Origin of the sequence: Limnohabitans sp. T6-20, assembly GCF_003063505.1 — a bacterium.
Taxonomy (GTDB): Bacteria; Pseudomonadota; Gammaproteobacteria; order Burkholderiales; family Burkholderiaceae_C; genus Limnohabitans_A.
This window is the reverse complement of sequence record NZ_NERW01000002.1, coordinates 589,917-613,647: the sequence shown is the minus strand read 5'-3', so window position 1 is coordinate 613,647 and position 23,731 is coordinate 589,917. Positions and strand designations below refer to the sequence as shown.

Annotated in this window: 16 protein-coding genes; 13 read left to right on the top strand and 3 right to left on the bottom strand. The window is 56.3% G+C overall.

Going from position 1 to position 23,731, the window contains the following annotated elements:
* Nucleotides 1-4: 4 nt before the first annotated feature.
* The 12 genes from B9Z33_RS08930 (at nucleotide 5) to B9Z33_RS08875 (ending at nucleotide 13,897) form a co-directional block, all read left to right on the top strand.
* On the top strand, nucleotides 5-2,401 hold the full coding sequence (locus tag B9Z33_RS08930) for a flagellar hook-basal body complex protein (RefSeq protein ID WP_108286652.1): 2,397 nt from the start codon (nucleotides 5-7) through the stop codon (nucleotides 2,399-2,401).
* A 41-nt stretch (nucleotides 2,402-2,442) separates the two neighbouring features.
* The gene (locus B9Z33_RS08925; RefSeq protein ID WP_108286651.1) at nucleotides 2,443-3,204 is read left to right on the top strand and encodes a flagellar basal body rod protein FlgF; all 762 of its coding nucleotides are present in this window, start codon (nucleotides 2,443-2,445) and stop codon (nucleotides 3,202-3,204) included.
* Nucleotides 3,205-3,223: 19 nt separating this feature from the next.
* A complete protein-coding gene (flgG, locus tag B9Z33_RS08920) occupies nucleotides 3,224-4,009 on the top strand; it encodes a flagellar basal-body rod protein FlgG (RefSeq protein WP_199220316.1) in 786 nt (261 codons plus the stop codon).
* A 10-nt stretch (nucleotides 4,010-4,019) separates the two neighbouring features.
* The gene (locus B9Z33_RS08915; protein ID WP_108286649.1) at nucleotides 4,020-4,757 is read left to right on the top strand and encodes a flagellar basal body L-ring protein FlgH; all 738 of its coding nucleotides are present in this window, start codon (nucleotides 4,020-4,022) and stop codon (nucleotides 4,755-4,757) included.
* Nucleotides 4,758-4,780: 23 nt separating this feature from the next.
* Complete coding sequence (locus B9Z33_RS08910) at nucleotides 4,781-5,905, top strand: flagellar basal body P-ring protein FlgI (RefSeq protein ID WP_108286648.1); 1,125 nt, start codon at nucleotides 4,781-4,783, stop codon at nucleotides 5,903-5,905.
* Nucleotides 5,906-5,931: 26 nt separating this feature from the next.
* Nucleotides 5,932-6,408, top strand: coding sequence for a rod-binding protein (locus tag B9Z33_RS08905; RefSeq protein WP_108286647.1), 477 nt, complete (start codon nucleotides 5,932-5,934; stop codon nucleotides 6,406-6,408).
* The gene (gene flgK / locus B9Z33_RS08900; RefSeq protein ID WP_108286646.1) at nucleotides 6,405-8,900 is read left to right on the top strand and encodes a flagellar hook-associated protein FlgK; all 2,496 of its coding nucleotides are present in this window, start codon (nucleotides 6,405-6,407) and stop codon (nucleotides 8,898-8,900) included. The genes B9Z33_RS08905 and flgK overlap by 4 nt, the downstream gene beginning before the upstream one ends.
* 17 nt (nucleotides 8,901-8,917) lie before the next feature.
* Nucleotides 8,918-9,832 carry a flagellar hook-associated protein FlgL gene (gene flgL, locus B9Z33_RS08895; RefSeq protein ID WP_108286645.1) on the top strand — a complete coding sequence of 305 codons (915 nt, stop codon included), beginning with the start codon at nucleotides 8,918-8,920 and terminating at the stop codon, nucleotides 9,830-9,832.
* A gap of 85 nt (nucleotides 9,833-9,917) precedes the next feature.
* Nucleotides 9,918-11,336, top strand: a complete 1,419-nt coding sequence (gene fliD / locus B9Z33_RS08890; protein WP_108286644.1) for a flagellar filament capping protein FliD — start codon at nucleotides 9,918-9,920, stop codon at nucleotides 11,334-11,336.
* A gap of 192 nt (nucleotides 11,337-11,528) precedes the next feature.
* Complete coding sequence (locus B9Z33_RS08885; protein ID WP_108286643.1) at nucleotides 11,529-11,897, top strand: flagellar protein FlaG; 369 nt, start codon at nucleotides 11,529-11,531, stop codon at nucleotides 11,895-11,897.
* A 158-nt stretch (nucleotides 11,898-12,055) separates the two neighbouring features.
* The gene (locus B9Z33_RS08880) at nucleotides 12,056-12,904 is read left to right on the top strand and encodes a flagellin (protein WP_108286642.1); all 849 of its coding nucleotides are present in this window, start codon (nucleotides 12,056-12,058) and stop codon (nucleotides 12,902-12,904) included.
* A 156-nt stretch (nucleotides 12,905-13,060) separates the two neighbouring features.
* Nucleotides 13,061-13,897 carry a flagellin gene (locus tag B9Z33_RS08875; RefSeq protein WP_108286641.1) on the top strand — a complete coding sequence of 279 codons (837 nt, stop codon included), beginning with the start codon at nucleotides 13,061-13,063 and terminating at the stop codon, nucleotides 13,895-13,897.
* A gap of 63 nt (nucleotides 13,898-13,960) precedes the next feature.
* Here B9Z33_RS08875 and fliB read toward each other — a convergent pair whose 3' ends face one another.
* From fliB to B9Z33_RS08860, 3 genes are all read right to left on the bottom strand, one after another.
* Nucleotides 13,961-15,199: a flagellin lysine-N-methylase gene (gene fliB, locus B9Z33_RS08870; RefSeq protein WP_108286640.1), complete on the bottom strand. Its 1,239-nt coding sequence runs from the start codon at nucleotides 15,197-15,199 to the stop codon at nucleotides 13,961-13,963.
* A gap of 113 nt (nucleotides 15,200-15,312) precedes the next feature.
* Entirely contained in the window at nucleotides 15,313-16,050 is a 738-nt protein-coding gene (locus B9Z33_RS08865; RefSeq protein WP_108286639.1) for a class I SAM-dependent methyltransferase, read from the bottom strand.
* Nucleotides 16,051-16,096: 46 nt separating this feature from the next.
* The gene (locus tag B9Z33_RS08860; protein WP_108286638.1) at nucleotides 16,097-18,802 is read right to left on the bottom strand and encodes a hypothetical protein; all 2,706 of its coding nucleotides are present in this window, start codon (nucleotides 18,800-18,802) and stop codon (nucleotides 16,097-16,099) included.
* Between the two features lie 339 nt (nucleotides 18,803-19,141).
* On the opposite strand from B9Z33_RS08860, the gene B9Z33_RS08855 reads away from it, so the two are divergent.
* A complete protein-coding gene (locus B9Z33_RS08855) occupies nucleotides 19,142-23,572 on the top strand; it encodes an S-layer family protein (RefSeq protein ID WP_108286637.1) in 4,431 nt (1,476 codons plus the stop codon).
* The last annotated feature ends 159 nt before the right edge of the window (nucleotides 23,573-23,731 follow it).

The window sequence follows — 23,731 nt, the reverse complement described above, 5'->3', positions numbered from 1 at the left end:
CAGCATGTCTTTTTACACCTCGCTCACCGGACTGAACTCAGCCACCGCCCAGCTGGCCGTCACCTCCAACAACATTGCCAACGTGGGCACCTCGGGCTTCAAGCGCTCGCGGGCTGACTTTGGCGACATTTTCTCCACCTCGCCACTGCAAAAATCGTCCAGCAACATCGGTCAGGGCGTCTCGCTCAAGCAGGTGAGCCAGGAATTCAGCCAGGGCAACATCTCGACGTCGGGCAACTCGCTGGACCTGGCCATCACGGGTGACGGTTTCTTCCCGCTCAAAACGCCAGATGGTCTGCAAGACATTTACACCCGCAACGGCTCCTTCACCCTGAACGACCAGAACAACGTGGTCAACTCCACGGGCCAACGCCTGCTGGCCGCCTCGGTGGACTCGTCCGGCAAGGCCGACCTGCAACGCTTGTCGCCGCTGGTCATCCCACCCAAGACATCGGGCGAAGCCCGAGAAACCACCAAGATCCAGCTGGGCCTGAACCTGCCGGCCGACTCCCCTGTGATCCTGGCCGACTTTGACCGAAGCAACCCCGCCACTTACAACAAGAGCACCGCCTTGACCGTGTACGACAGCGGCGGTAACGGTTACCTGGCCACGGTTTATTACACCAAGACCCAAAACGCCAGTCCTGGTAGCCCATTCTCAAAGTGGCAATCCCAGTTTTTTGTGGGCGACACCCAAGTCAAACCGGGTCTGCAGCAAGCATCGAACAGCACCGGCTCCGAGCTGTTCGTCAACAAATACGGCGACATCCGCCCCAAGTCCGACCCTTCGGTGACCCCACCCAGCGGCACTGTCGCCATGTACACGCTGGACCAGCTGACCGACGTGCGCAACTCCACGCCAGCACCGGCTGTGGGCGGCACACTCAACAGCAGCTTTTTTGATGCGAACTCTGGTTTTTACACGACCAGCCCGACCGCGACGGCCACCGATTTCAAGGTGGGCAACACCATGTCCTTCAAGTTGTCGGTGGACGACTCCCCGCTGACCAACATCAGCTATGAGCTGACCAGCGCTGACCAAGATCCCTCCACGCTGGCGCGCAATCTGCAAGTTCAGATCAACAACGTCATGGGCAAACTGCCCGACACGCCCGATGACGCTTTGACAGACGAATTCGACCCGAAAGTCAATGCACGTTACGGCATCAGCTTGGGCTTCAACCCTGACTCGGGCCGTTTCACCTTCAACTCGGGCTCCACAGGTGACAGCTCCAACATCCGCGTCGAAACCACCTCGGGCACCGGCGACACCGATGCGCAAAAACTGTCCAACAACTTGCTGGGCATCACGGCAGACGCGGCGGGCGCTGGCCTGCTGCAAACCCCCAGCTCGCTGGACAGCGCGCAGCGCGGCAAGCCCAGCTACCCGGCCACCATGACCAGCGAGACCATGACCATCAACACCTCAGGTAACGTTGCCGTGGTCGAGGCCAACAACGACTTCACGGTGTCGGTGGACGGCATCACCACCAAGATCACCGTGGACACAGGCAGCTACTCGATGGACACGCTGGCGGCGAAGTTGAAAGAAAAAATCAACAAAATCGTAGACCCCATCAGCAAACGCGAAGTGGCTGGCGTGGACGTGAAATGGGACGCCAAGGCCAAACAAATGGTCTTCACCACCGGCACCACCGGTGATGCAGCGTCCATCCAGGTCACAGGTCACCCCGACTGGGGTTTGGCCAACACCGAAATGCGTTTTGGCCAAACCACCCAGTGGATCAAGTTGGCCCAAAACACCGACAACGGCGCGCTGCAATATGTGCGCAACGGCAAGCAGACCGAGGACATCACCGATCTGAACACCAAAAACGACTGGTGGCCCGTGTTTTTGGACCGTGGCGAGCTGACTTTCGACCTGACGGGCAAGCCCATCTCCCCCATCAAACCCATGGGTTTCGAGACAGCGTTCTTGCAAGGCGGCAAAGGCGCGCTGACCATGTCGATTGACTTCACCCAGTCCACCCAATACTCCAGCTCCTTTGCCGTGCTGTCGCAATCGCAAGATGGCGCACCAGAAGGTGACTTGATGGGCTTGGACATCGGCGTGGACGGTCTCGTCAACGCTACCTACTCCAACGGCTCACAAAACTCACTGGGCAAGATCGTGCTGGCCAACTTCTCCAGCCCCACAGGTCTTCGCCAAGTGGGTGATGCCAGCTACCTGGCTTCGGCCTCTTCGGGTCAAGCCAAAGTGGGCGAAGCCGGATCGGCCGGTTTCGGAACCATCCGTGCCGGTGCCACCGAGCGCGCCAACGTGGACTTGACGCAAGAGTTGGTGGACCTGATCACCGCTCAGCGTAACTTCCAGGCCAACGCCAAAGCGATCGAGACCAGCAGCACGATGACCAGCGCCATCATCAACATCCGTTCTTGATGCACTGAAGCACGCCTGACCGAACACCTGAGAAAAACACCATGGACCGCCTTGTTTTCACTTCCAACGCCACCATCAAGGAGCAGGCCACTGCTCGCCAGGTGCTGGTCAATGAACTGGCCAACGTGTCCACGGTGGGCTTCAAAAGCAGCTACGACGTGGCCCTGCAATCGGTCAAAGTGGAAGGCCCGGGTTTTGACTCCCGGTTCCAGGCCCAAGCCGTGGCCCGTGACCTGATTCGACTGGAACCCGGCCCCATCATGGCCACAGGCCGGCCGATGGACATTGCCTTGGCTGAAAAAGCCGTGCTGGCGGTGCAAGCCTCCAATGGCGACCTGGCCTTCACACGCCGGGGCGACCTGAAGGTCAACCCGCAAGGTCAGTTGGAAAATGGTTCTGGCCATCTGGTGCTCGGAGAAGGTGGCCCCATCGCCGTGCCACCGGGCATGATGGTTTCCATCAACCCCGATGGCTCGGTCTACGCCAAAGACCCGACACAAGTGGGCGCAGCCCCTTCCGTGTTCATCGACCAGTTGCGCTTGCGCGATGGCTCGAATGTCAAGCTCGGCCGCCGCTCGGATGGTTTGTTCAAAGTCGACGGCCAAGCCGACGGTGCCGACATCCCGGCCGGCAACACGCCACCCCGACTGATTCCTCAGGCGCTGGAAGGCAGCAACGTCAGCGCCATTGAGGCCATGACCCGGCTGATCGACCAATCGCGCAGCTTCGAAACCCAAATTCGCATCATCAAGGAAACCAAGACGCTCGACGAGTCGGGTGCTTCCATGATGAAAACCGCCTAAACACTGACAGGAGCCCCCCATGGATGCATCAATGTGGATTGCCAAAACCGGCCTGGACGCGCAACAAACGCGCATGTCGGTCATCTCCAACAACTTGGCCAACGTCAACACCACCGGTTTCAAACGCGACCGGGCCTCATTCGAAGACATGCTCTACCAAAACCTGCGCCAACCCGGCGCCCAGGTGGGCGCCAACGCACAGTCCCCTACGGGCTTGATGCTGGGCACGGGTGTGCGCATTGTGTCCACTGAAAAGACACACACCCAAGGCAGCTTGGTGACCACCAAAAATGCGCTCGATCTGGCTGTGCAAGGCGAAGGCTTTTTCCAGATCGCCCAATCCGATGGCACCACCGCCTACAGCCGCGATGGCGGATTCAAGCTGTCGGCCACGGGCCAATTGGTCACGGCCAACGGCGCAGCACTGCAACCGCCCATCACCATTCCCGCGAACGTGGCCAGCATCACCGTGGGCCAGGACGGCACCGTGTCGATTGAAGCTGCGGCGGGTGGCGGCAGCCAGATCATCGGTCAAATCCAGATCGCCCGTTTTGCCAACCCTGCCGGTTTGCAATCCATTGGCCAGAACCTGATGAAAGAAACCACCGCCAGCGGCGCACCCCAAGTGGGTCAGCCCGGCGTGGCAGGTGCGGGTCAGCTCATGCAAGGGGCGCTGGAGGCGTCCAACGTGAACGTGGTGGAGGAAATGGTCAACATGATCGAGACCCAGCGCGCCTACGAAATCAACTCCAAAGCCATCTCGGCTGTGGACGGCATGCTGCGCTTCTTGAACAACAACATGTAAGCGGCGCACCATGAACAAAACACTTCCCTTTTCTTTGGCTGGCATCGCTTTGGCGCTGGGTCTGAGCGGTTGCTCATCGACGAACGCGCCCATGGCCCATTCGCCGCAGTTCGCCCCGGTCCTGCCGGTCGCTGTCGAAAAACCCAAAATGGCCACCGGTGCCATTTACAACGGACGTCAAAGCGACAACTGGTTTGGTCGCGTGCGTGCCTACAACGTGGGCGATGTGATCACCGTCTTGCTCAACGAGTCCACCCAAGCGGGCCGCACCCAAAGCGGCAGTGTCAAGCGGGCCGCCAAGAACGACGTGATTCCCTCTGCTGTCGGCAATCCCAACGGTTTGAATGCCCGGGTGCAAGGCATGCACCTGCCCACCAAAATTCTGGGCACGACCCTGAATGGCGTCATGGGCGGCGTGGACTTGAGCAAAGCCAACATCGAAAGCGTGGGCGGCGGCGAGGCTGACCAAAAAGCCAGCCTGATCGGCGATGTCTCGGTGACCGTTGTCGATGTGCTGGCCAATGGCAACCTGATGGTGCGCGGCGAAAAACAACTGGCCCTGACCGAGGGTGCCGAAATCATCCAGGTCAGCGGCATCATCCGCCCCGAAGACATTTCGCCCAACAACACCGTGCAATCGCGCCGTTTGGCCAATGCCCAGATCGCTTACCGCGGCACAGGCGACATGGCCAACGCGGCCAAAGCCGGTTGGGGCACCAACGCCCTGATGAAGTTCTGGCCCTTCTGAGCCAACGAAACGCTGGAAACTCCATGAAATCCCCCCTCTTCACCCTTCTTTTGTTGCTGTGTCTGTCCGGCTCGGCCTGGGCTGACCGCGTCAAGGACCTGGCATCGGTCGCCGCTGGCCGTACCAACCAGCTGATCGGTTACGGCCTGGTGGTCGGTTTGCAAGGCACGGGGGATGGCTCGGATGTGTCGTTCACGGCCCAAAGCATGAAATCCATGTTGGCCCGTTTGGGTGTCGGCATTGACGGCCCGCTGTCTGACTTTGAACAAAACGCCACCAGCGGCAAGATCGACATCAAGAACGTGGCCGCCGTGATGGTCACCGCCGAGTTGCCCGGTTTTGCCAAGCCAGGCCAAAAAATTGACATCAACGTCTCGGCCATCGGCAAGGCCACCAGCCTGCGCGGCGGCAATTTGCTGCTCACCAGCCTGCGCGGTGTCGATGGCGAAATTTACAGCCTGGCACAAGGTGCCCTGACTGCCACGGGCGTGGAAACCAGCGCCGCAGGCTCGAAAGTCAGCATCGGCGTGCCCACATCGGCCCGCATCCCAGGTGGCGCCACCGTCGAGCGCATCGTCGACACGCCCTTTGAAAAATCTGACCATGTGGTCATGAACGTGCGCGAGTCGGACTTCACCACCACCACCGCCATCGTCAATGCCGTCAACAAGAGTTTCGGTCAAGGCACCGCCACGGCGCTGGACGGCATGTCCTTTGCGATCAAGGCCCCCAGCGACATGTCGCAACGCGTGGCGTTCATGAGCATGGTTGAAAACCTGGACGTCGTGCCTGGCGATCCACCCGCTCGCGTGGTGGTCAATTCGCGCACCGGCACTGTGGTCATCAGCCGCAACGTGCGCGTGACGGCAGCTGCCGTTGCCCACGGCACGATTTCTGTGGCGATTTCGGCGACCAACGAAGTCTCTCAACCCAATGCGTTTTCACGCGGTCAAACGGCTGCCGTACAAAACGCCGACATTGCCGTGTCTGAACCCAAAAATCCGATGTTCCTGTTCCAACCCGGCGTGGACTTGCGCCAGGTGGTCGATGCAGTCAACCAAGTGGGTGCCACACCTTCGGCTCTGATCGCCATCCTCGAAGCCCTCAAAAGCTCGGGCAGTTTGCGTGCCGAACTGATCGTGATCTAAAGAGACACCCCCTAAAGAGACTCCCCATGAGCGACCTGTCCACCAACACCTCCAGCACCTACCTGGACTTCAACGCCCTCACGCGCTTGAAGGGTGAGGCGGCGCAAGACCCGTCCAAAGCCATTCGTCAAACCTCAGAGCAGTTTGAAGCTTATTTCATTCAGCAAATGATGAAGACCATGCGTGAGTCGATTGAAAAAAGCGACCTGGTTGAAGGCGGCAACATGGACATGTACCAAGACCTGATGGACAAGGAAGTCTCTTTGCAAATGGTCAAGCGCGGCGGCATGGGCCTGGCGAACATGATGGAGCGCCAGATGACGCTGGCACAGGGTCTGAGCACGCAAGACGCCCTGCAACTGCACAAAACAGATAACCAGGCCATGCCCCTGAATCCGGCTCGCGAAGCCATGTCACTCAAACCAGAGGCCATCAAAGCCTACGAGCTTGAGCGCATCACCGGCTACAAGCTCGACACCGTCACACCGGGGGCTAAACCATGAGTGACTTGCTCAGCATTGGCAGCTCAGGCGTCAACGCGTACCAACGTGCGTTGGCGACCGTCTCCAACAACATTGCCAACGTCAACACCGACGGCTACACCCGCCAGGACGTTTCCTTGGCGGCCAACCAGCCGCGTCAGATGGGCAACAGTTACCTGGGCACGGGCACCCGCTTTGACGCAGTGCAGCGCCAGTACGACGCCTTTGTCGAATCCAACCTGCGCAACAGCAACAGCGATCTGGCCAGCCAAAAGCCGCTGCTGTCGTACGTCAACCGCCTGATCGACATCATGGGCGACGAAAGCATCGGCCTGACCACCGCCATGAACCGGTTTTATGAATCGGCGCGTGACCTGGCCAGCGACCCGGCTTCCACCGTCTCACGGACCAGCTTTTTGCGCGATTCAGATGGCCTGGCTGCGCGTTTTCGGCAACTGTCCAGCCAATTTGAATTGCTGAACAACGAAACCCGCCAGTCGGTTGAAACCGATGTGGGCCAAGTCAATGCCATGACCAAGCAATTGGCACTGGTCAACAAGCAACTGGGCAAACACACCGACGTCAACAAGCAACCGTCGGAGTTGCTCGACCAGCGCGACCTGCTGCTGCGCAAAATGTCCGAATTGACGGCCATCAAAACCAGTTTTTCGGAAAACGGCGAAGTGCTGGTCACCTTGGGCGACACCAGCAGCCAAGGTTTTTTGGTCAACAAAGACGAGTCACGCGACATCATGGTCAGCACTGCGACCAATGGTGACCTGCAACTGAACTACCGCTATCCGCCCACCAACCCGGTCACAGGCCTGCAGCTGGCATTGCCTCCCATCACCAACGGCAAGTTGGGTGGTGTGCTCAATTTTCGAGAGCAGGTGCTGGCACCGGCGGCCGACTCACTGAACAATTTGTCGCGCGTGGTCGTCGATGAAATCAACGCCGTGCACCGATCCGGCATCGATGCCGAAGGCCTGCTCGGAGGTGATCTGTTTGGCTTTGCGGCAGGTGAAACCGACACCGCTGGCGGCATGCGCATGCTCATCCAGGATGCCAACCGCGTGGCCGTGGCCGGGCAATTCCGGGTCATTGACGACCCACTCAACAAGGGCACTGCTCAGGCACGCATTGGCTACGCAGAACCCGAGTTCGCTGGCCCGACCAGTCTGCTGGGGGCGTTGGGCAGCGCCCAAGCGCCCGCTGTGGCCACCGAAACACTGCCCATCGGATTTGGCCAAAGCTTTGCCTCTGTAGGCTTGGTGGCCCAGGGCATGCGCGACCTCACCCTGACCTTGTCCACCGCCAGCGATCTGCAAAACCTGCAAGTCATCACCCGCGATGGTCGCCACCTGATTGGCACACCGTTGAGCGAAGTCGATCAGGGTTTGCTGCTGCGCTCCAGCAACGGCGCAGAAAACGGCGCGACTTACAGCGATGCCTACCTGAACAAAAGCGGGGCGTCCACCTACATGGACATGGACATCTTTTTGGGTGTCAAAGCCGAAGTGGTACAGGAACAGCAGTTCAACGTGTTGACGGGCGAACGCCTGGACCCCATCGCTCAGCCTGCGCAACTCAAGCTGGATGCCAGCTTGTTGCTGCCCACCACGGGGGGCACCTTCACACTCAACGGCGTGGCCATCCCCGACGGGCTGAACACCGCTGCAGATTTTGTGGCCTGGGTCAATGCCCCGGCACAACAAAACCAAACAGGCCTGCAAGCGAGCCTGGATGCGCAAGGACAGATCACGCTCAGCCGCACGTCTGCCACGGCCAGCACGGGGGACATTCGCTTGGGGCTGGGCTCCAACGGCAGCCCGGCAGATTTGCAGCGACTGGGTTTTTCCACCAGCCTGTACATCAAGGGCACGGCCCCCGATGACCTGCTGGTGTTTGTCACCGACACCAGCGGACAGCCCACCCAAGCCAGCGTGACCGCCCAGTTTGGCGGCCTGGACAACAACATGAAGCAGGCGTTGCGCAGCGCGCCGCTCGAGGTGGAATTCATCTCTGACACCGACTACGTGATTCGCGACGTCAACAGTCAGACGGTGTTGGCCGAGCGCAGCATGGTCGCCCTGCCCGGCATGCCGCCGCCCAGCGTGCAATACCGCGGCTTGTCGTTGGACTTTTCAACCCTGCCGAAGACGGGCGACAAGTTCACCATCGACGGCAACCGCAACGGCATCGGCAACAACGAAGCCATGCTGCAGTTGGGCAATCTGGAAAAAGCGCCGATCATGCCCGGTGGCCTCACCATGACCGAGGCCTACATTGAGCGGGTCAACCAGGTGGGCAACGTGGCGCGGCAAGCGGCCATTGCAGAGCAAGCCCTGACGGTGGTGCATGAGCAAGCCAAAGAAGCACGCGACGGTATTTCAGGTGTGAGCCTGGATCAGGAAGCTTCCGCGCTCGTGCGCTTTCAACAGGCCTACCAAGCCAACGCCAAAGTCATGCAAACCGCCATGGCCTTGTTTGACAGCATCTTGCAGATCCGCTGAACCCCGAAAGCGTTCTCATGAAAATCTCCACCTCCTTCTTGTTTGACCGTGCGACCGAACGCATGAGCACCACCCAGAACAAACTGGCGACCACTCAGGCCCAGCTGGCCGTGGGCAAGCAAATCTTGTCACCCAGTTCTGCGCCCGACCAGGCCGCCGCCATCCAGCGCCTCAAGGGCGAGGTGCAACGCCAGGACAGCCACATGCGCACACTGGATGTGGCCCTGCGCCGTTTTGGCGCCGAAGAAAACGCCCTCAGCGCCTCCAACGACCTGCTGATCCGCCTGAAAGAGCTGGCCATTCAAGCGTCCAACGACACCTTGGGGCCTGACGACCGCAAAGCCGTGGGCGTGGAAATGAAAGCCCTGCGCGACCAATTGCTCAGCTTGGGCAACACCCAGGACGACAGCGGCAACTACCTGTTCTCCGGGACGCGGGTCAACACCCCTGCATTTGCCGAAAACGGCACGGGCCAGGTGCAATACCAAGGCGACCAAACCCAGACCAGTATTCCGGCAGGCGTAGAGCGCACGGTGCAATTCACACGCGCAGGCACCGACGTGTTCAGCCGTGTGGTGCGCGGCGACGGTGAGGCCATCGGCTTTTTTGATTCGCTGGACCAGATGATCTCCGCCACAAACAACAACGAGACCACAGGCATCCAACAGGGCATCGCTGACGTGACCCAAATGCACAACACCTTGACACTGTCACAAGCCAAAAATGGCTCCGACCAGCAAGTGATCTCGACCCAAAAAGGCGTGCTCGAGGAATCCCAGTTGCGCATGAAATCCACGCTGTCCGAGATTGAAGACCTGGACTACGCCGAAGCCGTGACCCGCATGAACAAGGAAATGATGTCGCTGGAAGCGGCCATGAGCAGCTTCTCCAAAATCTCCGGCTTGTCACTTTTTGATTACATCCGAGGCTAAGACCAACATCTCGGCTCAAGTTTCAGCGCCTCGCGCCGATTCATGAGCGGACCTCGACCCAACACCCCACCAGCGAACCCACCCCATGGCCACCAGCAGCATTGTCAACACCCTCGGCGCCGGCTCCGGCATCGATGTCAAAGCGCTTGCCCAAAGTCTGGTGGACGCAGAAAAAACGCCCAAAAAAGAGCGGATCGACGCCAAAATCACCAAGACCGAAGCCCGCATCTCGGGCTACAGCGCCATCAAATTCGCCCTGTCGACGCTCAAAACCGCCTTTGGCAAACTCAACGACGCCAGCGACTTCAGCTCCATCCAGCCCAGCAACACGCAACCCAGCGCTTTTGGCATCTCGGCCAGCAGCACCGCCGAAGCCGGTAGCTACAGCATCGAGGTGTTGCAAACCGCGCTGGCTCAGCGCACCGCGAGCAGCAACTTTGCCGACCGCGCGACCCCCCTCAACGGTGGGGCCGCCTTCAAACTGAACCTCAGCGTAGGCGGCGCGAGCCAAGGCGACATCCAGGTCACTACCGCCACCCCGGCCGGCATGGTCAGCGCCATCAACGGCGCCAAACTTGGGGTCACGGCACAGCTCATCAACACCGGCAGCGGCTACAACGTGGTCATCACAGGCGAAACCGGCGCGGCCAAAAACTTCACGCTGACCAGCGACGACGGAACAGCCACAGGCACGGACCCCAAGGTGCCGGTGCCGGGCGTCAGTTTCAGCAGCAACTTGCAAACCGCCACCGACGCCAGCTTCAAAGTCAACGGCTTGCCTGTCACCCGCAGCAGCAACACCATCAGCGACGTCATCGACGGCGTGACCCTGGATTTGTATGCCACCAGCACAGGCGCAGCCCGACTGGACTTGAACCGCGACACCGCAGGCATCAAGGGCAACATCCAGGGCCTGGTCACTGCCTACAACGATTTTGAAGAATCCCTGAACATCCTGGGCGACAGTGCCAGCGAAGTCAAAGATTTTGGCGGCGCACTGGCGGGCGACAACCTGCTGCAAAGCGTGCGCAAGCAGGTGCGTGACATGATCACCGCCACATCCACAACCCCGGGCACCACCATCAAGGCCGGGCGCGATGTCGGCCTGAGCATCGACCGTTACGGCAAACTCACGCTGGACGAAGCCAAGCTGGACAAAGCCCTGCAAAACAATTTTGGCGAAGTCGCCACCATGTTCAGCGCAGGCACCAACAACAAAAGCATCTACAGCACCGCACCAGCTGGTCTGGCCGGCGGGGCCATCAACAAGCTCGAAAAAATGCTGCTGTCGACCGGTCTGATCGACACCCAAAGCCAAAACGCCACCAAGCAGATTGCCAAATACAAAGAAGATTTGACGGTGCTGGAAGAGCGCATGCAAAAGCTCATGACCCGCTATACGAACCAATTCAGCATCATGGAAAGCATCGTGGGCAACAGCAACAGCACGCGCGCCAGCCTCAAGGGCACCTTTGACGGCATGATGAAGGCCTACACCGGCTAAATGGGCACCAGCCCGACTGGATTTCTTGGCAAATTCCAGATTTCGGCCATTTTTTGCCGCTTTTTGCAAAAAACCGCTCAAGTTCTGCCCACGACGGCCGAATCCTAGTCACGACATCCCCAATTGGTGAACCGTTCAAGCGGTTGGCCATGCGCCAGTACTGTCAGCGGGGACTAGACCAAGGACAAAGCCATGAGCAACGACATCCAAACCAACGCAGCGCACGTATCGGCACCCGTGGCCATTCCTGGTGTGCGCACGGCTGAAGTACAGGCCCGCCCACAGCCCCCCGTGGACATCAAACCCGCTGTCGACAAGAAACCTGATCCTCAGGAAGCACGCCGTGCTTTGAAAGAAGCTACCGAACACCTGAACAAGCAAATGACACAGAACCAGCGCAATCTGAGCTTCAGCGTGGACGATGTGTCCAACAAGATTGTGGTGACCGTTAAAAACACTGCGAACGGCGAAGTGGTTCGCCAGATCCCCAGTGAAGTCGCTTTGCGCGTAGCCAACAACCTGGAAAACATGAAGGGTTTGTTCAAGGACGAAAAGTCCTGATGCGAAAAAAATTGCATCCAAGCCTAAAGCTTTTTCTGCAACTTCCGAATCATTTAGTAACAGAGATTCAAATCAGATTTTCTGTGAAAACAGGCAGGTCCTACTCCCTTCGGGTTCCTGCCAACCTTTTGAAATAAATCTCTTCAAGGAGTAAGACCATGACCGTTATCAACACCAACATCAAGTCCACCATCGCCCAAAATGCGTTGACGGTGAACAACCGCAGCCTGAGCAAAGCCATGGAGCAACTGTCAACCGGCAGCCGCATCAACGGCGCTGCTGACGATGCTGCAGGCTTGGCCATCAGCAACAAAATGACAGCCCAGATCCGTGGCCTGAACCAGGCGGTTCGCAACGCCAATGACGGCATTTCGCTGATTCAGACAGCCGACGGTGCCACCAAAGAAATCACGAACATGCTGCAACGCATGCGTGAATTGTCTGTGCAGGCAGCCACAGACACCAACACTTCTGAAGACCGTACAGCCTTGCAATCCGAAGTGGATGCCTTGTCGGACGAAATCACACGCATCGCAGACAACACCCAGTGGAACGGCATGCAAATTTTCAAGGGCACAGCTGACAGTGAAGTCGGCACCAAAGGGGTTGCCGAATTGCACGTCAGCGCCAACACTGGCTCCTCTGCAGCAATCAAAATTGATTTCGGCACACAGGGCATGGACAGTAAGTCGCTGAAAATCGATGCCTTGGATGTCAAGACCCAAGCCGATGCGACCAAAGCGATTGATTCCATCGACGGCGCACTGAAGTTGGTCGACGCAGAGCGTTCTACTTACGGCGCGACCATCAACCGCCTGAATTACGCGGCAGACAACTTGACCAACGTGTCACAAAATACTGCAGCCTCACGCAGTCGCATTCAAGACACCGATTACGCAGCGACCACCACTGAGCTGGCCCGCACGCAGATCATCTCGCAAGCAGCGACCGCCATGTTGGCTCAAGCCAACCAGGCACCTCAGACAGTGATGTCTCTGCTGCGTTAATTAACGCGTTGCAAACCTCAACGATCAAAAAGCCCATTCGGGCTTTTTGTCGTGAAGGTGAAGATCGAGCAAGACCGTCTTGTGTCTACGCCGCCATGAAAAAAAGATTCATTCACAGCGCCACAAGGCCCCCCCGCCTTTAACAGGAGCCAGCCCATGAGCGCCTTTGTCAACACCAACGTCAAGTCCCTTGCTGCGCAGCAAGCGCTGGTCGTCAATCAACGGACCATGGACAAGTCAATGGCCCAGCTGGCCACAGGTCAACGCATCAACTCTGTCGCTGACGATGCGGCTGGATTGGCCATGGGCAACAAAATGACGGCACAAATCCGCAGTCTGGACGTGGCCGTGCGCAATGCCAACGATGGCATTTCAATGCTGCAAACAGCCGATGGGGCTACCAGTGAAATGACCAGCATGCTGGTTCGCATGCGCGAATTGGCCATCCAGTCCTCCAACGACACCAATGGGCAAGACGAACGCGATGCCTTGCAGTCGGAATTTTTGCAACTGCAACAACAAGCTGCCAATACGGTTACCAACACCAGCTGGAACGGCATGAAGCTGCTCAAAGGTGAAGCTGGGACCAATGGCGTGGTCAAATTTCATGTGGGCGCCAGCAGCAGCGACTCCATTGCCTTGCCATTGGCAGAACTGAACAGCAACGATGTTGCTGCAGCATTGGGCAATTCGGCAGCCATTGACACACGCAGCAAAGCCACAGCATCCATAGACTTGATCGACAAAGCCATGGTGCAGATCGACGGTGAACGCAGCCAGTGGGGTGCAATGATGAACCGCCTGACCTATGCAGCAGACAATGCCAGCAATGTGTCAATGAACACCAGCGCTTCTCGCAGTCGAATCATGGACACCGACTATGCGCAGGCTACAGCTGAGTTGGCCCGCAGCATGATCATGAACCAGGCTGGGACAGCCATGCTGTCACAGGCCAACCAGCAGCCTTATTACGTGCTGGCATTGCTCAGCTGAACACATCGACCATGACTTTCTCTGTGGTTTCGCTGAGGCACATGTATCGGCTTCAGTTGGTGATCAAGTCCGCAAAAACCGGTAAATCTTTTCCAGCGAATCCCAGCCTGCATTTTTCAATGCACCATTCACACGCTTTGCAAAATCTGCATCGTGTTGGTATTTGCGGCTGAAAACCTGAACAGTTCGAACCAATTGCGCCAGATCGGGCAAGCGCTCGGGATCATTGCATTGCACCGCCAACATGAAACGGAGCAACCCAAACTGCGTCACCAGCTTTAAGAAATGATCGTAAGGGCTTGTCTCAGAAAATGGAAACCCCTCACTGAACATTTCATTGACGAGAAAGTTTTCCAGCAAAAACGGCGCGTCCTTCATGGCATCGGGCAGTCGCTGGACACCTGTACGGTAGTTGTCGATCAGTTGCTGCTGCGTCACGAGATGGGTCACGGGGTCGGCGCCCAAACCTTTGGCAACTTGGGTCTGCACTGATGCTTGAACCGCCGAGTTCTTTCGGCCCTTTTTAAGTTGCCACAATCCTGAAAAAGTCGTGGCCTGAATGACATAGTCTGGCAACATGGCCGACAAAGCCCCATCGATGGCACCAGATGCCACCATCGTTTCGAAATCCTTCAGCAAAGCGGGAATGCGCGCGTGACCGCCCTGCTTGAGGGTCGAGGTCAATTGTTCGGCGAACACCCCAAGGGCCGCCAATTTTTGCCACAACGACAAACTGCCAACCTTCATCAGCTTCAAGCAAAAAAGACTGACCGACTCCATCGTTTCTGGCGTCAACCCTTGCTTACTGCGAATTTGAATGACAGATTCGACACGCACTTTGCCAGACACCTCAACGAAATCCAAAGCATCCGGCGCCAAAAGTGCCAACCTGGCCGCCTCGGGACAGGACAACGTCAAAGCTTGTTGATGCTGCCCACCCATCACACGGCTCTTGCGCGGGTAAGTGGCACAGGTATCAGACAACTTGTCCTCACCCAACTCCCGCTGGACACTGCACAACTTTTCTTCCAAAAAAGGGCAATCCAGGGTTTCAGGCTGCATCTCAATGCGGGCGTATTTCGTATCGCTGGCCAGGCTCCTGATCCTCTTGACCTGAGTCGCCATTCGCTCCGTGAGCAAAGGCTGCTTGGCTTGCCGGTAGGCATTGAAGGTTTTTTTATCGATGTGCACCGTCCAGCCTGAACAGCAGCTGTCCTCACAAGCCGAACCCGTGCATGAAAATCGACCGACATAGCGGGGTTGAACCGATTGGACGGTCTTGGTCAGATGGATGATGCTCATGGTTTACCTTTGGAATCAATGGGGCGTAAATAGCAATTTGCAGGCCAGGCGCTTGTCAAAAAACCGACCATTTTTGGCACGCGCCGTGCCCATCCATCCGGCCATGGACGAATTCACCTTGGCAAATCCACCACCAGCGCCTCTGTGCCTCGGATAATCCTTGGCCCCAATTTGTCGTGCCCTGCTTGATTGGATTTCTTGACCGTGATCACGGAATTTTTGAATTCAATCGATTCAATCCAACCTTGATGGATGAAATCCGGAATGCCTTGCAAGAAGAACGTCGTCAAATAATCTTCCATCTTGAAATGATCGCGCCACCATTGAAAATTCACAATATCTATGAGTTTTTTGAAAAAATTATAGGCAGAAAATTCATTCAAAAGTCCACCACCAAAATTGCGACTGTACAAAGTGTGGGTGTCTTCAATCACGTAAACACCACCGGGGGAAACCAATGGGAAATAACGGATGAATGAATTGATGATGTCCATTGAAACATGCGATCCATCGTCAATCACGATATTGAAAACACTTTCAAGCTGCCGAATTTCCTTGTAAGTGGAGTCCAAATTGGCATCACCAACCACAATCTTAATTTTATTATTTTGATAATTAAGTTTATTGCAATTGGTGTTGATGTCGCAGCCAATTAAAATTTTAGCATTCTTAAAGTACTCCAAATAAGTATCCAAAGAACCGCCATTTTGTATACCGATTTCGAGAAGCGAAACCTCTTGATCACGATACATGGCAAACAAGCTGTCGTAGTGACGAAGGTAAGATTCCCATTTATCACTCACCTTGCCTGTTTTTGCTTTATGGATTTCCTCAAAACTTAAATTTATCATTAAATCACCTTTAATATATATTGAAATTAATTATTGTTTTTAAAATTCAGGCCTCACCGCGCAAAACTCGATCTCGGGCATTGGCCAACTCGCCAATGCCACTGTCTTTCCAGACCTTGTCTCGCAACTGGTGGAACTCATTGATGTACAAAGCATCACCTGTCTTGGCGTAGGCCATTTTGAGTGCATTGGCTTCTGCAGCCTGCGATTGGTACTGGCTCAAAGGCGTGACTGAACAAGGCAAACCGAACATGCTCCACGATTTCGATTTGAATTGTGGTCCTGCCAGCAACATATTGACCAAGCGCTCTTGAACAAATATCTTTTGAGGCAGTACATCATGGCTGTAAATTGTGTTTTGGTTGAGCGCAATCGCCAACGGGGTACCTGTGGTTTCCGCCGCTTGAAAGAGCTTTTCACCCAACTCCAACCAATGCAGCCAAAATTTCTTTTTGGCAATGAAGTAATTGCAAAATGCCGTGTTTTCGCCGTGCATCACCAATTCTGGCAAACGCAAATCATGTCCCGTTGCTTGCAAAAACTGCTGAGAACAAGACATCAGACCTGGATGGAAAAAATCACCTTGCTCAAATGAATTGAGAAACAAACTGTTCAGATCCCAAAATGGACTGAAGATCAAAACGTCGTTGTCTGAACCATGCTGAAGGGCAAATTCGCTTATTTTTTCAAAATCAAGCGCTGTCTTGTACGAAAAACGGGGGGAAAAGAATCCATAAAATACATCGTCCTCCAGCGCATGGCTCATCAGGTAATTGCGCATGGGCCAAAATTCACGCCAGTCAGGGCGCTCATTGGACAAATTGTCGAGCACACCAAAACCTGTGGGCACGCTCTGGAGCGTCTCTTCGGTATAACAAATCTGGAACAACTGCACACTTGGGCGCTTGGTAACAGAGGGCAAATGCACGGTATCGGCACAGCTGCGGGCTTGATTCAAATTCGCCAAGGCCTGACCAATTTTCAAAGGCTCACCACGCGGCAAGGCCACAGGCAATTTGCCTGCCTTCTTTTTGATCGACAGCTCAAGTACTTTGTCTTCGTATTCGGCGTAGCTTCGGGTGGCATTGCTGGCAGAGTTCAAGGCCGTCAACAAGCTCAGCCCCATCCGAGACACCAGCGTTTTGCCATACAAGGTGACCAAGGGCACGCCAGCATGGATCACATCGTTGCTGGTCGATCCGCAGTTATAGGGGTAGGTGTCCAGGTAAACATCGGCCAATTTGAGGCGGGCGCAAAACTCAGGGTGCGCTGTGCGGGAGGAAAAAACCAGCCGATCAGTGGGCACACCATGGGCCAAGGCTTGCGCTTTCAGGTTTTGGGTACTGGACTTGTTGTCATCCACCAACCAGAGCAATGCATCGGGAATCCGCTGCAGCAGTCGCATCCAGGTAGCAAACATGTCTGGCGTGATTTTGTAGGTGTTGCCAAAGGCCCCCATCACGAAAGCCCCTTCGGGCAGACCCAGTTGTTCCCGCGTGACAACGGGCGCATGGTCTGCATAAGAAACCATGGGCAAATAACTGCCCTCCACATGCAACGGCTTTTCTGTGAAATAAACCGCCAACTCGTCGGGCAGAACTTGTCGGTCTGCGATCACAAAATCAAACCACGGCATGCCCGTGGGGCCCATGAAACCAAGATAGGTGCCTTGTTTGAGGGCTGGATGCAAGGCAAAAATACCTGGCCTGGCCCCTGAACTCAACCCGTGCAAATCGATCAGGATGTCAATTTCATCGGCCAACACGAGCTCGGCCGCCTGTCGGTCTGACAAATCCTTGATAGATCTGAAATGGTCAAATTGCCCTTTCAGATGTTCGCGCAATGGCGTGCGCTCTTCAGGGGTGTAGTCATAAGCGAACAACTCGAAGGCATCACCATGGCCATCCAGCATGGATGGCAATAAAAAGCCCACCGCGTGCTCTCGGAAATCACCCGACACGTACCCCACCCGCAAACGCTGGTGTTGGTAAATCTGACCGTCTGACAAGCGCTCCTCACGGAAAGAATAGGTTCTCGCCACAAACGACTGGGAATTGAGCAGCTGCTCAGCCGGATCTTCGGTCAAGGCCAGCATCGCCAGCGGTGAGGTGTAGCGCTTCATCTCAGCCAGACTGATGCCCGGCAAACTCTTGTAAATCGGCCACTGGCAAGCTTTTTGCCTGATATGCATCCAATGCTGAATCACACCGGGCTGCGCCGGATTGATGCTCAAGCTTTCTTCCAATGCCTGCTCCGCCTGGGCATAGTTCTTGAGCTTTTCCTGCAAGCGCCCCATGTGATTGAGCGCCATGGTCAAAAATTCATCCGTCGGAGGCTTGGCCATGTAGCGTCGACTGACCAGACTCAACCAGGTTTGCAATGCTTGAGCGTCTTGCCCCAGCTTTTCGAACAACAACCCTCGGTTGATGTAGGCCTGAGGAAAGTCCTCCTTCAGAGCAATGCACGCGGCATACGCGGCGAGCGCCTCCTCGGGGCGCTGCAGGTTTTGCAACATGCCCCCGTAGTTGAACAAGGCAAAGTGCTTGTCTGTGGCCTTGGCATGGTTGATCCAAAGTGCATAAAGGTTCGCAGCCGCCCGCAACTCGCCCAAGCTTTCCAGATGTTGGATGTGGCTCATCAGGTCCAACTGGGTCATGAGGCCCTGACTCATGGCCGCAATCAGATCGTCCGAAACCGATGCGGGACTGCCCTGAGAAGAGGCCAGACTGGCCATGTCAATTCGTGCGTTCATGAATCCATACCTTTGAAAATTGTGTCACCCCCTTCAGGGGCCATTGCTGTCCGCAAAACCGGACGCATGACAAACAGGTCACCCCATGCAAAAAGCGTACCCAAACAAAATCAGCCGAAAGTTGGTCCAAAGTTCTTGAAAGCGGCAAGCAACAGACCCCTGCGGTCAAATTTTGCCGGTCCCACAAACCAAAAGACAAAAACGAGAAAAACACCTCAAGTAATGGAGTCCTGGACCGATTCACAGAGGTCACCAAGTTTTTCTGCAAAGAACAGCATTGGTCAAAAACACTCACCGCGGTATTTGCTCGGGATCGAGCCAGTACAAAAAGGAACCGTCATGTCGTTGATCAGCTCAATTTCACCCACACAGATCCAAAATTTGACCACCAATCAGATCCGCGATCTGTCTACAGCAGACGTCAAACTGCTGTCGACCGCACAAATTGCCGCGATGAGCAGCGCGCAAATCGGGGCCTTTGAATCGCGAGACATGCTGGTGTTGACGAGTGGACAAATCAGCGCATTTGACAGCAGCAACTTCTCGGATGGTCTGCTTGTTTATGGCAACAAAAGCTCTCTTTTGACTGCCCCGCAAGTGCAAGGTCTGAGCACTTTGCAATTGAGCACATTTACCACCTCGCACTTGGAGTTTTTTGACACCAAAGACATCGCCAGCCTGAGTACCTTGCAACTCAACAGCTTTAAAACCGATGTCATCGCCGGCTTGAGCACACAGCAGGTGCAAGCTTTGACCACAAGCCAGTTGGTGGGTCTCAACACCGAACAATTTGCCAGCCTGTCCACAGGCAGTCTCAAGGCACTGACCACTTTGCAAATCCGAGTCCTCACCACAGAGCAACTCAACAGCCTCAATTCGCTGCAGATTTCGACACTGGAAACTGCGGATGTCGCCGCGCTGAGCAATCTGCAAATTGCGGGCTTATCGACCGACGCGGTCGTGGCCTTGTCCACCGCGCAAGCCAAGGCTTTGTCATCGGTCGCGCTGAATGCGCTGACAAGCGATCAACTGGCTGTGTTTGAGACAGAAAACATGGCGGCCTTGTCCACCGGGCAAATCAGCAAGATCTCGGAACAGCAACTGGGCAAATTCACGACAGATCAGATCGTGGCCCTCAGCACAGAACAAATCCGGACACTGTCGACCAGCCAAGTGGCAGCCTTGTCCAGCGATCAATTGAACAGCATGGCCAGCAACGATCTGCAGGCACTCAGCACCGCTCAGATCAAGGCCTTGACAACCGATCAAATCAACAGTTTGAGCACCGATCAACTTAACAAATTGACCACAGCCCAGACACAGGCGTTGACCACATCGCAGGTGGCAGCCTTGACAAGCGAACAAATCAACAAGCTGGCCAGCCAAGACCTGCAAGCCCTGAGCACCACACAGGTCAAGGCCCTCACCAGTGCACAAATCAGCAACCTCAGCAGCGATCAAATTCAACTTCTGCAAACCCAACAAGTGGGCGCATTGAGTGCCGCACAAACCGGCAAGCTCGCCACCGAAGCGATCGCAGCTTTGACCACCGCGCAAATCAAGGCGATCTCCACCGATGCCCTCAACGCTTTGAGCAGCGACCAACTGGCGGCGATGGAGTCGACAGACCTCGCTGCACTGACCACCGTGCAACTGAGCAAATTGTCCACCGCGCTGGTCGCCAAGCTCAGCACAGATCAGCTCAACAGCCTGACAACCGACCAGGTCAAAGCCCTCACCACCGCACAAGTGGCCGCGCTGACCGCTGACCAGCTCAATGGCATGGCCAGCGATGACCTGCAAGCCCTGACCACCACCCAGGTCAAAGCCCTCACCACCGCCCAGATCAGCACCCTCAGCAGCGCTCAAGTCGCCGCCATGGAAACCGCTGACATCGCCACCCTCAGCGCAGCTCAGGCAGAGAAACTCTCCACAGACGCCGTTGCCGCCTTGACAACAGCCCAGGTCAAGGCCCTCACCACGGCCGCTCTGAACGCGCTCACCACCGATCAGCTCGCTGCCCTGGAAACCGACGATGTGGCCGCTTTGACCACACTGCAAGTGAGCAAGCTGTCCACCACGCAGATCTCCAAGCTCAGCTCCGAGCAGGTCGTGGCCCTCTCCACCGCTCAGGTGCAAGCCCTGACCACCGCTCAAGTGGCCTCCATGACCTCTGAGCAACTCAATGCCATGGCCAGCGATGACCTCAAAGCATTGACCACAGGCCAGATCAAGGCTCTGACCACCAGCCAAATCGGCAACCTCTCGAGCATTCAACTCAGCCTCATGGAGACGGCTGACATCGCCACACTGAGCGCCGCACAAGCGGCCAAGTTGTCCACCGATGCCATTGCCGCATTGACCACAGACCAGGCCAAAGCCCTTAACAGCGCTGCACTCAATGCCTTGAACAGCGACCAACTCGGCGCGCTGACAACCAACGTTGTGGCGTCCCTGACCACCTCCCAACTGAGCAAAATGACGACTTCACAAGTCGCTCAACTGAGCTCCGATCAGGTCGTGGCCTTGAGCACTGGCCAAGTCCAGTCACTGACGACGGCTCAAGTGGCCGCATTGACCTCTGAACAACTCAACGGTATGGCCAGCGATGACCTGCAAGCCTTGAGCACCACACAGGTCAAGGCGCTGACTTCTGCGCAAGTCAACAAACTCACCAGCGATCAACTCAACACGCTGACAACCCAACAAGTTCAGGCCCTGAGCTCTGGACAAATAAACGCACTGACCTCTGCCCAGCTCAATGGCATGGCCAGCGACGACCTGCAAGCCTTGAGCACCAGCCAAGTGAGCCAATTGAGCACCACACAGCTTGCTGCGCTGAGCACCGATCAGATCGTCAACTTGACGACCGACCAGGTCAAAGCCCTCACCACCGCACAAGTGGCCGCGCTGACCGCTGACCAGCTCAATGGCATGGCCAGCGATGACCTGCAAGCCCTGACCACCACCCAGGTCAAAGCCCTCACCACCGCCCAGATCAGCACCCTCAGCAGCGCTCAAGTCGCCGCCATGGAAACCGCTGACATCGCCACCCTCAGCGCAGCTCAGGCAGAGAAACTCTCCACAGACGCCGTTGCCGCCTTGACAACAGCCCAGGTCAAGGCCCTCACCACGGCCGCTCTGAACGCGCTCACCACCGATCAGCTCGCTGCCCTGGAAACCGACGATGTGGCCGCTTTGACCACACTGCAAGTGAGCAAGCTGTCCACCACGCAGATCTCCAAGCTCAGCTCCGAGCAGGTCGTGGCCCTCTCCACCGCTCAGGTGCAAGCCCTGACCACCGCTCAAGTGGCCTCCATGACCTCTGAGCAACTCAATGCCATGGCCAGCGATGACCTCAAAGCATTGACCACAGGCCAGATCAAGGCTCTGACCACCAGCCAAATCGGCAACCTCTCGAGTGACCAGGTGCAACTGATGCAAACAGCACAAATTGCCGCCCTGAGCGCTGGACAAGTTGAAAAAATGACCCCATCGGCCATTGCCTCGTTGACCACCGATCAAATCAAGGTACTGACATCGGGTGCACTGAACGCTTTGACCAGCGCCCAGCTGGAGGCCCTTGAAACCGCTGATGTCGCCGCCTTGACCACTGCACAGCTGAGCAAGTGGGTCACCTCACAGATTGCCAAACTCAGCACCGATCAAGTTGTGGCACTCACCACTGCTCAAATCCAGTCATTGACCACAGCCCAAGTGACCGCCTTGACCTCTGACCAGATCAACGGCATGGCCAGCGATGACCTGCAAGCGATGACCACCAACCAGATCAAGGCACTGAGCACAGATCAAATGAGTGCGCTCAGCACTGTGCAAGTACCGCTGCTGCAAACCACACAAATCGCTGCATTGAGTTCTTTGCAGGTTGCCAAACTCTCGTCCGATGCGATCGCCTCGCTTACAACCGACCAAATCAAGCAACTGAGTACCGCCGCACTCAACGCTTTGTCCACGGGTCAATTGGCAGCACTGGAGTCTGATGCCATCGCCGCACTGACCACCACGCAACTGAGCAAGCTGGACAGCCAGCAAGTCGTGAAACTGAGCACATCACAGATAGAAGCTCTGACCACCGCACAGACACAAGCCTTGACCACTGCACAGATTGCCGCGCTGACCTCTGATCAAGTCAACAACATGGCCAGCGATGACCTGAAAGCATTGACAAGCACGCAAGTCAGGGCATTGACAACAGCCCAGATCAGCACGCTCACAGCGGCGCAAGTCGCACTGATGGAGACTGCTGACATTGCCGCCTTGACATCAACTCAAGCTGAAAAATTGACGACGCAAGCCGTTGCAGCACTGACAACCGATCAAATCAAGGCCTTGAGCTCCGCCGCTCTGAACGCCCTGAGCAGCGATCAAATCAAAGCGATCGAAGCAGAAGACGTCACTGCCATGACCACTGAACAAGTCAAGAACTTGTCGACTACACAAGTAACACGTCTGACCACAGAACAAATGGAGGCTTTGACAACCGGTCAAATCCAGGCCTTGACTACCGCACAAGTGTCCGCATTGACTTCTTTGCAAATCAACAAGATGGCTTCTGACGATTTGCAAGCGCTGTTGACCAGCCAGATCCGCGCCTTGACGTCGGATCAGATCAACGACATCAGCACCGACCAGATCAGCAACCTGACCACAAGCCAAGTCGCAGCTCTGAGCACAGCTCAAACCAGTGCCCTGACCTCGGGTCAGATTGACAGCATGACATCGGGTCAGTTGGGTGCACTGAACTTCTGACATTGAATGTGTCCGAACCGTCGAGCGAAATGCAAAACGGTTTGGACACGCCAGTTGCGACAAAAACCAATACCCAAGTCCATTTTTTCGCACCCATCGGGGACATTGCACGGCCACGTTGCTGAGTTCCGGATTCTCGACATCACTCAGAGGTCACAT

What these genes read in the sequence shown, in the direction of transcription:
- fliB (WP_108286640.1), bottom strand. Translation starts at nt 15,199, where the DNA reads ATGAGCATCATCCATCTGACCAAGACCGTCCAATCGGTTCAACCCCGC.
- B9Z33_RS08875 (WP_108286641.1), top strand. Translation starts at nt 13,061, where the DNA reads ATGAGCGCCTTTGTCAACACCAACGTCAAGTCCCTTGCTGCGCAGCAA.
- B9Z33_RS08910 (WP_108286648.1), top strand. Translation starts at nt 4,781, where the DNA reads ATGAAATCCCCCCTCTTCACCCTTCTTTTGTTGCTGTGTCTGTCCGGC.
- flgK (WP_108286646.1), top strand. Translation starts at nt 6,405, where the DNA reads ATGAGTGACTTGCTCAGCATTGGCAGCTCAGGCGTCAACGCGTACCAA.
- B9Z33_RS08855 (WP_108286637.1), top strand. Translation starts at nt 19,142, where the DNA reads ATGTCGTTGATCAGCTCAATTTCACCCACACAGATCCAAAATTTGACC.
- B9Z33_RS08930 (WP_108286652.1), top strand. Translation starts at nt 5, where the DNA reads ATGTCTTTTTACACCTCGCTCACCGGACTGAACTCAGCCACCGCCCAG.
- B9Z33_RS08860 (WP_108286638.1), bottom strand. Translation starts at nt 18,802, where the DNA reads ATGAACGCACGAATTGACATGGCCAGTCTGGCCTCTTCTCAGGGCAGT.
- B9Z33_RS08885 (WP_108286643.1), top strand. Translation starts at nt 11,529, where the DNA reads ATGAGCAACGACATCCAAACCAACGCAGCGCACGTATCGGCACCCGTG.
- flgG (WP_199220316.1), top strand. Translation starts at nt 3,224, where the DNA reads ATGGATGCATCAATGTGGATTGCCAAAACCGGCCTGGACGCGCAACAA.
- B9Z33_RS08865 (WP_108286639.1), bottom strand. Translation starts at nt 16,050, where the DNA reads ATGATAAATTTAAGTTTTGAGGAAATCCATAAAGCAAAAACAGGCAAG.
- B9Z33_RS08925 (WP_108286651.1), top strand. Translation starts at nt 2,443, where the DNA reads ATGGACCGCCTTGTTTTCACTTCCAACGCCACCATCAAGGAGCAGGCC.
- B9Z33_RS08915 (WP_108286649.1), top strand. Translation starts at nt 4,020, where the DNA reads ATGAACAAAACACTTCCCTTTTCTTTGGCTGGCATCGCTTTGGCGCTG.
- flgL (WP_108286645.1), top strand. Translation starts at nt 8,918, where the DNA reads ATGAAAATCTCCACCTCCTTCTTGTTTGACCGTGCGACCGAACGCATG.
- B9Z33_RS08880 (WP_108286642.1), top strand. Translation starts at nt 12,056, where the DNA reads ATGACCGTTATCAACACCAACATCAAGTCCACCATCGCCCAAAATGCG.
- fliD (WP_108286644.1), top strand. Translation starts at nt 9,918, where the DNA reads ATGGCCACCAGCAGCATTGTCAACACCCTCGGCGCCGGCTCCGGCATC.
- B9Z33_RS08905 (WP_108286647.1), top strand. Translation starts at nt 5,932, where the DNA reads ATGAGCGACCTGTCCACCAACACCTCCAGCACCTACCTGGACTTCAAC.